This window comes from Pseudovibrio japonicus (assembly GCF_014651595.1).
Lineage (GTDB): Bacteria > Pseudomonadota > Alphaproteobacteria > Rhizobiales > Stappiaceae > Pseudovibrio > Pseudovibrio japonicus.
The window spans coordinates 560,221-573,392 of sequence record NZ_BMXE01000003.1 but is presented as its reverse complement, the minus strand read 5'-3'; the positions used below and the strand labels follow the sequence as shown (position 1 = coordinate 573,392).

The window sequence follows — 13,172 nt, the reverse complement described above, 5'->3', positions numbered from 1 at the left end:
TAGAGCGCCCCTAAAAAAATAGGAGAAGCTTCTACGGAGAAGCAGGGCTTGCGAGCACGCATAACGACATTTTACAGTTCCTCATGATGTAATCTGCGTTCGTCCCTGCGCGGCACGGAACAAGGAAAAAACGGGAAAATGATTGAGTACGTAGACGCTGACAAAGCGCCCTTGAAAAACACTGGCCAGATCAAGATCTACAGCCAGGAAGATTTTGAAGGTATGCGCAAAGCAAGCCAGATGACTGCCGAGTGCCTCGACGCACTTGTGCCACTGGTGCAACCGGGCGTCACAACGCAGGAAATTGATGACTTTGTCTTCCAGTTTGGCAAGGAGCGCGGCGGTGTTCCGGCAACGCTGAACTATCGTGGCTACACCAAGTCCTGCTGTACCTCCATCAACCGCGTTATCTGTCACGGTATCCCAGATCCCAAGAAGAAGCTGAAAGAAGGCGACATCGTCAACATCGACGTCACCTACATCGTTGACGGCTGGCACGGCGATAGCTCCCGCATGTATCCGGTTGGCAAGCTCAAGCCTGCAGCCAAACGCCTGATCGAAGTCACCCATGAATCCCTGATGCGCGCTCTGGAAGTTGCCAAGCCGGGCAACACCACAGGCGACATCGGCCATGCCATTCAGGAGTACGTGGAATCAGAGCGCTGCTCGGTGGTCCGTGACTTCTGCGGCCACGGCGTTGGCAAACTGTTCCACGACATGCCGAATATTCTGCACTACGGCCAGAAAGGCGCCGGCACCAAATTGATGCCGGGAATGATTTTCACAATCGAGCCTATGGTCAATCTGGGGCGCCCAGATGTGAAAGTTCTCAAAGACGGTTGGACCGCTGAAACAAGAGACAAATCCTTGTCTGCACAGTTTGAGCATTCCATCGGCATCACGTCATCAGGCTGCGATATCTTCACAACATCACCAGCTGGCCTTTTCAACCCGTTAGATGCACAAACCGGAGCAGCGGCCTAAACGCACAAGATAAGGAGGGGGAATGAAGCAAACAAGTTTCGGGTTTCATGAGGCAACTCCCTCTCCTCAGGAGCAGGCTCCAACCGGGCCAGCCATCGAACCGCAGATCCCGCTGGAAAAGCCGGAATCTCTGCCCGTAGCATCCCCTGCCAAATCAGGAAAATCATCCAAGCCTGCAGCCAAACATTACCACGGCCACCGTGCCCGCCTGCGCGAGCGCTTTGAGGAAACAGGGGTCAACGGCCTCCAGTCCTACGAGCTGCTGGAAATGCTGTTGTTCTCCTCCATAAAACAGGGCGACACGAAACCTCTGGCCAAAGCATTGCTGGCCCAGTTCGGGTCCTTTGCGCAAGTGCTCGCAGCACCAAAGCAGCGACTGGAAGAAGTCCCCGGATGCGGGCCGCGCACCGCCAGCTTTATCAAGGAAATGCAAGCTGCAGCCATTCTTTACGCCAAAGCTCAGGTGGTTGAGCGCGATCCCCTCTCCTCATGGAGCAAGGTTTTAGAATACGTGCGTGCTGCCATGGCCCACAACGACAAGGAAGAATTCCGCATACTGTTTCTGGACAAGAAAAACCGCCTCATCGCCGATGAAGTCCAGCAAACCGGTACCGTCGACCACACCCCCGTTTATCCGCGCGAGGTCACCAAGCGGGCCTTGGAACTCTCTGCCTGCGCCATCATTCTGGTCCACAACCACCCCTCAGGCGATCCAACCCCATCTCGGCAAGATATTGAGATGACAACAAAAATCGCAAAAACGCTGGAGCCGCTTGGAATTATCTTGCACGATCACATCATCATCGCCGGTCAGGGCCATGTCAGTTTCAGAGGTCTTCAGCTGATCTGAGAGCCCCTCAGGATCTGGATTCCATTCACATATATTTCCCGGCCCACCGCCAAAACGCACCAACGATACAGGCTCACTCAAGAAAACTCCCCGAACATAGATGAGGGCAAGTGCGTTTGCGCACACAAGCAAGAGTTTTAAGGCAGCATGAGTAAAGTGCCGATGGCGGGACAACCGGGTCCGAAGAACCCAATTACTTCAGCGGTATTGGGAAGTACTTTCGGCAATACAATCACACGCGGCAAAAAGGTCGGAGCCCGGATGATGGCTCTGCTGATTCTGGGTGTTGTGGCCGCAGCGTTGGCGGTGGGGTATCTGGCGTTTTACTGGTCCACTCAGCGCGCCCTCACTTTCGAGGTGGAAAAAGAAATCCGGCTCGTACAGAGCAATCTCAAAGTCTTCCGCAACGGGCTCGCCAACGAAGCTGAGCGCATCGCGATCTCCAACAAGGCCTACGCCTCGGTGCTTTCTGAAGAAAGCAACATCCTGCTTGATGAAGACCTGACGCCCACCCCAAGCATCCGTGGCGACAGGGACATCTTTGTCCTCCTCAACCGGGAAATGAAGCCGCTCCTGACCTATCGCCGTGACCTGCCATGGCACAGCGAGGTCTTTGAGGAACAGCTTCATAACCAGCTTCATGACACAATGAAGGAACTGGCAACCCAGGCCAACACTACGCAAATGAAGTTTCGGGTGCCGGAGCCCCTGCGCAGCCATGCGCCGCTTGCGCTAAGCATGCGCGACATTGTGATGGTTGACGGCATGATCGGCCTTGTCACCGTTGCAGCAATCACCCCTTCCACCGAGCCGCCCGAAGGCATGCCAGCTGTTGCAGGCTATCTGTTGTGGGTCCGCTCGCTGGACATCCGCTCCATCCGCTCCTTTGAGGATTCCACCGGTCTGTCGGAGATGTTCATCACCCTCGACAAGCCGCAGACCGACTTCCAGCGTGTGTCCCTGCCCTTGCTCCGGCGCAACGGAGAGACAATCGCGAACCTGAGCTGGAAAACCACGGCAGCCTCCGGCGCGATCTTCACCAACTCCTGGCCCTACTTCCTGGGAACCATCGGCGCAATCCTGCTCATGACGGTGCTGATCTTGCTCCGCTATATCAAGATGACAGATCGGATCCTACAGAACGAAGCGGACGCCACACATGCCGCCCTCCATGACGCCTTGAGCGGCCTGCCCAACAGAACTTGGTTTGAGATTTTTGCGGCGAACGTGTTATGGCGCGACCGCCAGAAACAGTTCATTACCGGTATTGTGTTCCTGGATCTGGATCATTTCAAACAGGTCAACGACAGTCTGGGCCATACCATTGGCGATGAAGTCATCAAACTGGTCGCCGAGCGTCTGAAAGCTGCAATTAACCCGGAAGACCGCGTCGCCCGCGTTAGTGGCGATGAATTCCTTCTGGTCCTCTCGCAGCGCACCAACGTAGAAGAGATCATCGAGACCTGCATGTATATCGAAAAGATGCTCTCCGATGCCTTCAAAGTTGAAAAACACAAGATTCTGACCACCGCCAGCATGGGTGTGGCGCTCTCACCTGCGCATGGCCACGAACTGACAGCCCTTCTGCGCAGAGCGGATATTGCCCTTTACGAAGCCAAGAAACTGGGCCGTGGGCGCTACGTTATCTTTGAAAAAGAGATGGAGAACAGCCTTCAGATCTCTCGTGAGATTGAGGAAGACATCAAGCGCGCACTCAGCGCAAACGAGTTCCAGAACTACTATCAGCCGATTATGGACGCCACCGGCAAAAACATTCTCGCTGCTGAAGCCCTTATTCGCTGGAACCACCCGAAAAAAGGTCTGTTACCACCTGCGGCCTTCTTGCCGGTTGCAGAAGAATCCATGCTCATCAACCGCATCGGCGAATGGGTGCTGGAGAATGCAATCAAGGATGGCTCCTCCCTTGACGATGTCACCATGTGCGTGAACGTCTCACCAACCCAGCTACGCCATCCCGAGTTCCCTGAGCTGGTCAACGCCCTGCTGGATAAATACCAGCTGGAGCCCGCTCGTCTGGAGCTGGAAGTAACCGAAGATGTACTCATCAACTACTCTGAGAACGTGGTTGAGGTGATTGAGCGTCTACGCAGCTCCGGTGTGAAGATCGCACTTGATGATTTCGGGACCGGCTTCTCATCCCTCAGCTATCTGCGCCGGGATTTGTTCGACAAGATCAAGATCGACCGCTCATTCATCAACGGCGCCGTCGCAGATCCAAAAGCCCGCGAAATTCTGGCAAGTTCGATCTCGCTCGGCCTGCGCCTTGGCATGCTGGTCTGTGTGGAAGGCGTTGAGGAAGAAGAGCAAAAAGAACTGTTGTTCACCATGGACTGCCCAATGATGCAGGGCTACCTGTTCTCCCGCCCGATCCCGCTTGGCAAGTTCCGTTTATGGCGTGACGACATCCACGAAGAGCGCATCCCAAAACCACGCAAGATCAGAGTGGCTGCGGTAAAATAAGCCGCAGCTGCTCTAAGCGCCCTGACAAAAGCTAGCTTTTGGAAAAACCATTCCAGAACGCAGCGAAGGTCTCGCTGGTGTCCTGTTTGAAGGCAAATGGCTGCCGGATCGCTTCATCCCAGTTCACTCCAGTGCGTTGCAACACAGCAACCCCATGCTGTCCAAACTTAACCTGAAGCTGGTCTTTCAACCACGCTTTCACTTGATTGGAGCGTTGAGCGGAAAGTGCGCCAGCAGACAGCAATGCAGAATGATGACGGTCACTGGCCTCGATCAGATCAGCCAGCCCGTGATTGTCCAGCGCGCTTAACATCAGCACCGGAACCTTCCAGTCCCCGCGCCGCGCACTCAGGCTCATGGCCCCTTCCACATCCGCCCGTGCGCGTCTGGCAATGTCACCCATGTCAGCCTTGGTCACGCAGATAATATCCGGCAGCTCCATGATGCCCGCCTTCATGAACTGCAGGCTGTCACCGGACCCCGGCTGAATACACAAAACGCAAGTATCAGCAACCAGAGCCACATCCGCCTCGGATTGCCCGATACCAACACTTTCTACGATCACGCGGTCCATCACGGCCCGCATCAGGATCACAGCCGCGATAGCATGTTCAGAAAGCCCGCCCAGACGGTCCCGTGCCGCCATGGAGCGCACAAATACCTTCTGGTCTTCCGGGTCTGTTGAAAGCCGTGTCCGGTCCCCCAGCAGCGAGCCGCCGGTGACCTGAGAGGAAGGATCAACCGCAATCACCCCAACGCTTTGATCAGCGCTGCGGTATTGGGAGATCATTGCGTTTGTAAGCGTAGATTTCCCGACACCAGGAGGCCCCGTCAGCGCAACCACATGCGCAATCGGGTTTTGCAGCGCTTCATCCAAAAGAGCCGTCAACTGAGGGTGCCCCTCATAGCTCTCGATTGCGCTAAGCAAACGAGCAAGAGCTGGCTTACCGCCAGCTCTCAACTCTTTAAGACTGGTAGGAGCTGATCTGGGCCAGCTCCTCACCTTTTTGGCCAAGCCACTCACCCTTTGTTCCGCTGAGCAAGCACAGCCTGCGCCGCTGCAAGACGCGCAACAGGAACGCGGAACGGAGAGCAGGACACATAGTTCAGGCCAACTTCCTCACAAAAAGCGATAGACGCTGGGTCACCACCATGTTCACCACAGATACCAAGCTTGATGTCAGCCTTGGTCTTGCGGCCATTGCGGGCAGAAAGTTCCACTAGCTGACCAACCCCGTTCACATCCAGCGATACAAAGGGATCCTTCTCGATCACCTTGCGTTCCTGATACTTGCCCAGGAAGGAAGCCGCATCATCGCGGGAGATACCGAACGTGGTCTGCGTCAGATCGTTGGTGCCAAAGGAAAAGAACTCTGCAGAAGCAGCGATATCTTCAGAAAGCAACGCCGCCCGTGGCAGCTCGATCATGGTACCAACGGAAAACTCCGGCTTCTCGCCCAGCTCTCGTGCCACAATCTCAGCCGTACTCTCAATGGTCGCACGAACAATATCCAGCTCGCTCTTCAGACCAACCAGCGGCACCATGATCTCAGGTGCTACCTTGCGGCCATGACGCTTGGAAACGTCCAGAGCAGCCTCAAAGATCGCGCGGGCCTGCATCTCTGCAATCTCAGGATAGGAGATCAGCAAGCGGCAGCCACGGTTACCAAGCATCGGGTTGAACTCTTCCAACTCATCCGCACGCTCGCGCAGCTCTTCCGGATCAATATCCATCTGCTTGGCAACTTCAGCAATGTCCTCTTCCGTCTTGGGAAGGAACTCATGCAACGGCGGATCAAGCAGACGAATGGTGACCGGACGATCAACCATCAGTTCAAAGATATCGATGAAGTCCTGACGCTGGATTGGCAGCAGCTTCGCAAGCGCAGCTTTGCGCTCTTGAACCGTGTCAGATAGGATCATCTCACGCACCGCAAGAATGCGCTCACCTTCAAAGAACATATGCTCCGTACGGCAAAGACCGATACCTTCTGCGCCAAAGGAAAGCGCTACCTTCACATCAGCAGGAGTTTCAGCATTGGCTCGCACATTCATGCGGCGAATGCTATCAGCCCATTCCATCAGCTTCTTGAAGTCACCGGAAAGCTCTGGCTCCAGCATCTGCACCTTACCAGCAAGTACCTGGCCGTTGCCGCCATCAATGGTGATCACGTCGCCCTTGCCAAAGCTGCGGCCAGCAACCGTCATGATCTCATTACGCGCATCAACGCGGATCGTGCCTGCACCAGCTACACAAGGCTTACCCATGCCGCGCGCCACGACAGCCGCGTGACTGGTCATACCACCGCGCGTTGTCAAAATACCTTCTGCAGCATGCATACCGTGAATGTCTTCCGGACTGGTTTCAGTACGCACCAGAATCACAGAACGGCCATTGGCCTTTTCGGTCTCGGCATCATCAGAGTTGAACACAATCGCACCGCAAGCAGCCCCCGGAGAAGCCGGCAGACCAACGGTCAGCTCATCGCGCTCACTATTCGGGTCAATGGTTGGGTGCAACAGCTGGTCCAAAGACGCCGGAGCAATACGCTCAACAGCCTCTTCTTTGGTGATCAGGCCATTCTCTGCCATATCAACCGCAATCTTCAGCGCCGCTTTCAGTGTCCGCTTGCCGCTACGGGTCTGCAACATCCAAAGCTTGCCGTGTTCAACGGTGAACTCAAGATCCTGCATATCACGGTAGTGGTTCTCCAGCTTGTCACAGACAGCCTGGAACTCCGCAAACACCTCAGGCATAGTTGCTTCAAGGGACGGTTTTTCGGAATGCGCTTCGATACGGGCCTTTTCCGTGATGTCCTGCGGCGTACGAATACCCGCCACAACATCTTCACCCTGCGCGTTGATCAGAAACTCACCATAAAGCGCGTTCTCACCGGTAGAAGGGTTACGGGTAAAGGCAACACCAGTGGCAGAGTTCTCGCCCGTATTACCAAACACCATCGCCTGCACGTTCACCGCAGTGCCCCAATCCTCAGGGATCTCATGCAGCGCCCGGTAGGTCTTCGCCCGTGGGATCATCCAGCTCTTGAAGACCGCACCAATAGCCCCCCAAAGCTGCTCCTCCGGATCTTCGGGGAAAGGACGACCAAGCTCTTCTTCAACCTTGTCCTTATAGGCAACAACGATCCCCTTCCAGTCAGCGCCGGAAAGGTCCGTATCAAGGGAGTAGTCATGCTCATCTTTGAAGTCTTCCAGAATTTCTTCAAAGTGATCATGGTCAACACCCAAAACCACATCGGAATACATCTGGATAAAACGACGATAGCTGTCATAGGCAAACCGCTCGTCATCGGCATCTTTTGCAAGCGCCTCAACGGTGAGGTCATTCAGGCCAAGGTTCAAAACCGTATCCATCATGCCAGGCATGGAGACACGGGCGCCGGAGCGCACAGAAAGCAGCAATGGCTCTGTCGTAGAGTTGAATTTGCGACCTGTCAGGTCTTCAACCGCAGAAATCGCAGCATGCACCTGCTCTTTCAGCTCCGCAGGATACTGCTGGCCTTTGTCATAATAGTGCGTGCAAACTTGCGTTGTAATTGTAAAGCCGGGAGGAACAGGCAATCCTAGTCTGCTCATTTCGGCAAGGTTGGCACCCTTACCGCCAAGCAGCTCCTTCATAGAAGCATCGCCCTCGGTTTTGTTTTCTCCAAAGATGTAGACCCACTTGGTCATAACACCCCCCTTTTTTGAGTGAGACCTTAACCAATCTCACTTGGAATTGCACCACTGCCTACTATCTGCAATGAACAGGCTCATTATAGCAAGAGACTCAGACCTCGACCTTAGTTTTATTGCGTAAATACTTCTGATTTATCGAGAAATATCAATACACTTACTTATCCGCAGATACTTGAAAAAATGTAGGTTTAAATGAAGGAATGTTCGGATACACTCAACACCATGCGGTGAGTTATCCGGCTGCTATAAAAACGCCACTCTTCGCCACTAACAGATTTATGTAATATTGAGTCGCAATCGGCTCTCAATGAGAGACATATATGACCCTGACAAGCTATTTAGCGCAGCTCCGCTCCAATTCCGCTTCTGCTCAGAACAATGGCCGTATACCCTATCATTCTGTTAGTAAAAGCGGTTTCTCGAAAAAGGCATTCATGGCCTCAGCGCTGGCACTTGTCATGTTGGGTTCGCCACTTGTCGCCGCCAAAAGAGTCAAGGCAAGCCCGCAGCCCCTTCCTGTGGCAAGTTCCCTGTCAGGAAGTTACCTTTCAGGACGAAGCGCCCTGCTCGCGCAGGATCTGGCCGCTGCCTCCAACTACTTCACCGCGGCATTGCAACGCGATCCCGATAATTTTTACATTCTCGACCGCGCTTTTGTCACATCCCTGGCCAATGGCAATGTCACCGCGGCACAGCTACTGGCTGAACGCATTCTGGCAGAAGACAGGGACCACTTCCTCGCCCAGCTCGCCATCGACGTTCAGCGTATACACGAAGGTAACTTCAACGCCGACATGACCAGCACTGTCGCGCAGAACGTAAACCCATTATCTCACCTGACTTTTGCCCTTGTCTCCGCATGGGAAAAAGCCGGTCAGGGCAAGACCGAAGAAGCCATCGAAGACCTGACTGCGACAACCGGCGCAAATTGGTTTGAGCTCTTCATCAACTTTAATGCGGGCCTCTTAGCAGAATACAACAATAACCCGCGTCAGGCCGCTGAGTTCTACAAAGCAGCCTACGAGATTGACCGCGGCGCCCTGCGCAACGCTCTCTCCTACACCCGCATGCTGGCCGCCTCTGGCCGGCAGCAGGAAGCGCTTGATATCATCGCCGAATACGAGCAGCTCATTCCCGGCCACCCACTTCTGGTGACCTTGAGAGAGAAAATCGAGAGCGGGCAAGTTATTGAGCGGGTTGCAAAAACACCCGCAGAAGGTTTGGCTGAAGCACTCCACGGTCTGGGCATTGCTGTCAGCAAGGAAGGCGAAGAGCTCTCCGCAAATTACTTGCAGCTTGCCATCTACCTCAATCCAAACAATGACTCTGCCCTCATTGGTCTGGCCTCCCTGTTTGAGCAGCTTGGCGATAACGAGCGCGCCATTAAGTACCTGTCTGCCGTATCAGACAACTCACCAATGAAGCGCGAAACCGAGATCCAGATCGCCCTGCACTACAACATTCTGGACAATCTGGAAGAAGCACGCGCCCATCTGGAGAAGCTGGTGGAATCCGACCCGACGGATCTGGAAGCCATTACCTCACTGGGCAACGTGCTGCGTGGCCACTCCCTCTTCAAAGAGGCTGAAAGCTCTTACAATCAGGGCCTTGGCACCATCAACGAAATTCAGGCAAACCACTGGACCCTGCTCTATTTCCGCGGCATCACCCGCGAACGGCAGGATAAGTGGGAAGCCGCCGAAGCAGATTTCCGCGAAGCGCTGACGCTGAAACCAGAGCAGCCAATGATCCTGAACTACCTCGGCTACTCCCTGGTGGATCGCGGTCTGAAACTGGATGAAGCCCAGAAAATGATCGAACGCGCAGTGCGCCTGCGCCCGACTGATGGGTACATCGTCGACAGTCTGGGCTGGGTATACTACCGCCTTGGCCGCTATGAAGAAGCTGTCGAAAAGCTGGAACGTGCCGTCTCCCTGCGCCCCCATGATCCAATCATAAACGACCATCTGGGCGACGCTTACTGGCAGATCGGCCGCAAGCTGGAAGCACGCTACAAGTGGAACCATGCGCGCGACCTTGAGCCGGAAGCGGAAGATCTGGCACGTATTCTCGACAAGATCGAGAACGGAATGAAAGACGCTGTTCCTGTTGGACTGGCAAGCTCTGCAGACAACAAGTAATTCATAAAACGATCAGATAGCGATGACCTTTGATGATACAAAACTAGCACTGGTTGAGGAGTTGGCCCGTGCCAAGGTAAACCTTGCGCTCCATATTACCGGACAGCGGGAGGACGGCTACCACACACTGGACAGTCTGGTTGTCTTTCCGGAACTGGGGGATGTGGTAGCAGTCAAACCAGCCCCGCAGCTCTCGCTGGAAATCTTTGGTGAGTTCTCGGAGAAAATCCAGGGCGACCCGGCACATAATCTGGTCTACAAAGCTGCCCAATTACTGGCAGAGCACCTTCCAACCTCATCAGGCGCACTGATCGAATTGGAAAAGTCCTTGCCAGTTGCAGCAGGCATCGGCGGCGGCTCGGCCGATGCAGCCGCAACGCTGCGCGCCCTCACAAAACTCTGGGGCGCCTCGCCCGCGCCCAAAGACCTCTCCAATCTATCGCTAACCCTTGGCGCTGACGTGCCCATGTGTCTGGAAGAAAAGCCAGCCCGCATCCGTGGCATTGGCGAAGTGGTTGAACCGGTAATGAACTTCCCAACCGGTGCCATGGTGCTGGTCAATCCCATGATTGAGATCTCCACCCCAGCCATCTTCAAAGCGTTGGAAAAGAAAGACAATTCTCCGCTTCCAGATATGCCGGAAGAGTTTGAAAGCATTAAGGCGCTGGCCAACTGGCTCAAGACCTGCCGCAACGACCTGCAAAAACCGGCCATCTCACAGACTGCGGAAATCTCGGAGGTCCTCGACCTTCTCGCCTCCCAGCCAGAAACCCTTCTCGCCCGCATGTCCGGCTCCGGCGCCACCTGCTTCGCCCTCTGCGAAACACTGGAAGCCGCCGAAAAAATCGCCCGACACTTGCATGAAATCCGCAGCAACTGGTGGATCAAGGCCGCACGGGTTTAACCTGACGCTATCGTATCAGAAAGTGTAATTCCTCTCTCATCAGCTACGGGCAGGATCAAGCCCATAGCTGACGAGAGGTGCTACCCTCCGGTCGCCACAAACTTGGAACGCCTAGTAGGTCTCGAGCTTCTCCAGCTGGTCTTCAATTTCATAATAATCGCCCTTTGACGCACAGAAGTAATGCTTCTTCACGCGCAGGTTTGTGGGCTCATCAAGTGTCCCTACGGAAACCGCATAAAGATGAGAGAAGTCCTTATGCCGATCAGCGTGGTAGAACAGGTTTGAGCCGCAGTTGGAGCAAAACCCACGACGGGCAAAATCGGAAGATTCATACCATTTAATCAGGTCCTCTCCCTCTTCAATCTGAACCGTCTCACTCGGCACAAACACAGAGTCATAAACACCGCCCCAACGACGGCACATCTTGCAATGACAGCGATCCGCTGCCTCTCCATCAGACTGCGCTTCAAACTTGACAGACCCACAAAGGCATTTCCCGGTAAGATGCATTGCTTCCCACTCCCCAGCTCAAAATAGGTGCTTTTACGTACCGCGTGAGCTTAGGGTGATTCAGATCATTCGTCCATGCATTTGCTTGCTTCACCATCAATGATATCACCCAGAAAACGCAGATGCAGATTTGAGCCCTTAGTTGCTATTCATCATACGAAAACTCAGCACTCGAGCAGTATGTTACTGTGTAACCTTCGCGGACATTGGCTTGGACCCAATGCGGCACCCCATAGCTAGCTTTCAACTACATATGGATCCCATTCAGCACGTTTTAGAGGAGAGGAAGCGGGCGCTACTGAAGCTCTTTAGGCCAAGGAGCGCCTAGCAAGCAGCTGGAGTTAGCTCACTTGCTGCGATGTGTTGATTTGACTGAGGCCAAGTTCAACGATCTTCAAAGCAACCTCAGAATACGTCATTGCTGACGGCAGGTCTTTCTTCGACTTCGATCCATGTTGCAAAGAGCAAGCCCGCGGGAAGTAGCTTGAATCGGGCGCCATGCCCGGCACCAAGTTTGCTTCAAGAAAGTTAGGCTTTCCTTCGGTATCGAGTTTGATGTCGATACGGCCAAAACTTTTAACCTCTAATGCCGTAAAGACACTGCCTGCAAGCTCGGATACAGCGCTCAAAGTGGGTTCGGTAATAGTTCTGAGCAACTCATGATTTTGCTGCTTTGCAGCGCATCCTAGTACCCGATCTCCCTTTTCGTTCATAGGGGCGATGATTTCTACTGGCATAATTGATCTTAGGCCGCTTTCAGGATCGTCGAAAATTGCAACCGTAAACTCTCGCCCCGGTAATACCTCTTCGACCAGAACATCTGCGCCATAGCTTTCGAAAAGTTCTTTGACTTTGTTCTGATAACTTTCAAAGTCACGAACTATAGAATTTTCATCTATTCCATTTCCATTGGCGGCATCTATCGGCTTAACGAAAAGAGGAAGAAAAAGAGGAAGCTTGTCCTCTGTTTCGAACTGGCCGGGGCTGGTCTGGAAAAACTTTGCAGTCGCAATACCGTGGTTTTGTATAGCCGCCTTGGCCTTTCCTTTATTGGAATCGAACTCCAGGCTCTTGCGATCTGATCCAGTAAAGGCAATTGCGTGCTCGGAGAAGTAATCTGAAAACCAAGTTTTTGTATTGTCACTTACATCCAGAAAGTACTTGTTGCAAAGGACAACAAGGTCTGGCTTAGACGTAACAACATCGCTTAAACCAGACATCGATGAGATCTCGTGAAACCTGACCGTCTGGTATTTGTCTTTCAGAACATTGTAAAAATGGCGACATGTTTCGATCGAACCAAATCCGGTTTCTTTCAATTCATGTGTACTGGTTGCGACGATGGCAATGTGCTTTTTTAGTTTTGGGGTTTGTTCCTGAGAATTTTGCTGATGGTTGTTGTTCGCAACTGAATTGGAAAATTGGAGAGGGCCAATTACTTCTGCAGTTAAGCCAACTTGAGCAAGATCAGTTCGTTTTGTCATTAGATCGTTCTTTCGCTGCTCAGTCATCAGTTGATGAGCAGATTGCCGGCCCTTCGTTCAGAGCACAGGACGTGACGAGGATGATTGACTGATAAAGAATAAGTGGATGCCCACAGTGC

The 13,172-nt window shown here is 53.5% G+C and carries 9 protein-coding genes; 5 read left to right on the top strand and 4 right to left on the bottom strand.

Annotated elements, in window-relative coordinates; genetic code table 11:
* Positions 1 to 138: 138 nt before the first annotated feature.
* From map to IE076_RS11105, 3 genes are all read left to right on the top strand, one after another.
* Positions 139 to 984, top strand: a complete 846-nt coding sequence (gene map / locus IE076_RS11115) for a type I methionyl aminopeptidase (RefSeq protein WP_189436827.1) — start codon at positions 139 to 141, stop codon at positions 982 to 984.
* Positions 985 to 1,006: 22 nt separating this feature from the next.
* Complete coding sequence (radC, locus tag IE076_RS11110) at positions 1,007 to 1,834, top strand: RadC family protein (RefSeq protein WP_189436826.1); 828 nt, start codon at positions 1,007 to 1,009, stop codon at positions 1,832 to 1,834.
* A 147-nt stretch (positions 1,835 to 1,981) separates the two neighbouring features.
* Positions 1,982 to 4,315 carry a bifunctional diguanylate cyclase/phosphodiesterase gene (locus IE076_RS11105; protein ID WP_209009035.1) on the top strand — a complete coding sequence of 778 codons (2,334 nt, stop codon included), beginning with the start codon at positions 1,982 to 1,984 and terminating at the stop codon, positions 4,313 to 4,315.
* 31 nt (positions 4,316 to 4,346) lie between these two features.
* On the opposite strand, the gene IE076_RS11100 is transcribed toward IE076_RS11105, so the two are convergent.
* A complete protein-coding gene (locus IE076_RS11100) occupies positions 4,347 to 5,276 on the bottom strand; it encodes an ArgK/MeaB family GTPase (protein WP_189436933.1) in 930 nt (309 codons plus the stop codon).
* A 59-nt stretch (positions 5,277 to 5,335) separates the two neighbouring features.
* Positions 5,336 to 8,008 (bottom strand): pyruvate, phosphate dikinase, encoded by a 2,673-nt coding sequence (ppdK, locus tag IE076_RS11095; RefSeq protein WP_189436825.1) that lies wholly within the window; start codon positions 8,006 to 8,008, stop codon positions 5,336 to 5,338.
* A gap of 440 nt (positions 8,009 to 8,448) precedes the next feature.
* Between ppdK and IE076_RS11090 the strand changes: the two genes are divergently transcribed.
* On the top strand, positions 8,449 to 10,155 hold the full coding sequence (locus IE076_RS11090) for a tetratricopeptide repeat protein (protein WP_209009034.1): 1,707 nt from the start codon (positions 8,449 to 8,451) through the stop codon (positions 10,153 to 10,155).
* 22 nt (positions 10,156 to 10,177) lie between these two features.
* On the top strand, positions 10,178 to 11,059 hold the full coding sequence (locus IE076_RS11085; protein ID WP_189436823.1) for a 4-(cytidine 5'-diphospho)-2-C-methyl-D-erythritol kinase: 882 nt from the start codon (positions 10,178 to 10,180) through the stop codon (positions 11,057 to 11,059).
* Between the two features lie 111 nt (positions 11,060 to 11,170).
* Here the strand turns inward: IE076_RS11085 and IE076_RS11080 are convergent, their stop codons facing one another.
* Positions 11,171 to 11,569 carry a GFA family protein gene (locus tag IE076_RS11080; RefSeq protein WP_189436822.1) on the bottom strand — a complete coding sequence of 133 codons (399 nt, stop codon included), beginning with the start codon at positions 11,567 to 11,569 and terminating at the stop codon, positions 11,171 to 11,173.
* A gap of 341 nt (positions 11,570 to 11,910) precedes the next feature.
* Entirely contained in the window at positions 11,911 to 13,053 is a 1,143-nt protein-coding gene (locus tag IE076_RS11075) for a D-alanine--D-alanine ligase family protein (RefSeq protein ID WP_189436821.1), read from the bottom strand.
* Between the last annotated feature and the right edge of the window lie 119 nt (positions 13,054 to 13,172).

What these genes read in the sequence shown, in the direction of transcription:
- map (WP_189436827.1), top strand. Translation starts at nt 139, where the DNA reads ATGATTGAGTACGTAGACGCTGACAAAGCGCCCTTGAAAAACACTGGC.
- radC (WP_189436826.1), top strand. Translation starts at nt 1,007, where the DNA reads ATGAAGCAAACAAGTTTCGGGTTTCATGAGGCAACTCCCTCTCCTCAG.
- IE076_RS11105 (WP_209009035.1), top strand. Translation starts at nt 1,982, where the DNA reads ATGAGTAAAGTGCCGATGGCGGGACAACCGGGTCCGAAGAACCCAATT.
- ppdK (WP_189436825.1), bottom strand. Translation starts at nt 8,008, where the DNA reads ATGACCAAGTGGGTCTACATCTTTGGAGAAAACAAAACCGAGGGCGAT.
- IE076_RS11090 (WP_209009034.1), top strand. Translation starts at nt 8,449, where the DNA reads ATGGCCTCAGCGCTGGCACTTGTCATGTTGGGTTCGCCACTTGTCGCC.
- IE076_RS11085 (WP_189436823.1), top strand. Translation starts at nt 10,178, where the DNA reads ATGACCTTTGATGATACAAAACTAGCACTGGTTGAGGAGTTGGCCCGT.
- IE076_RS11080 (WP_189436822.1), bottom strand. Translation starts at nt 11,569, where the DNA reads ATGCATCTTACCGGGAAATGCCTTTGTGGGTCTGTCAAGTTTGAAGCG.
- IE076_RS11075 (WP_189436821.1), bottom strand. Translation starts at nt 13,053, where the DNA reads ATGACAAAACGAACTGATCTTGCTCAAGTTGGCTTAACTGCAGAAGTA.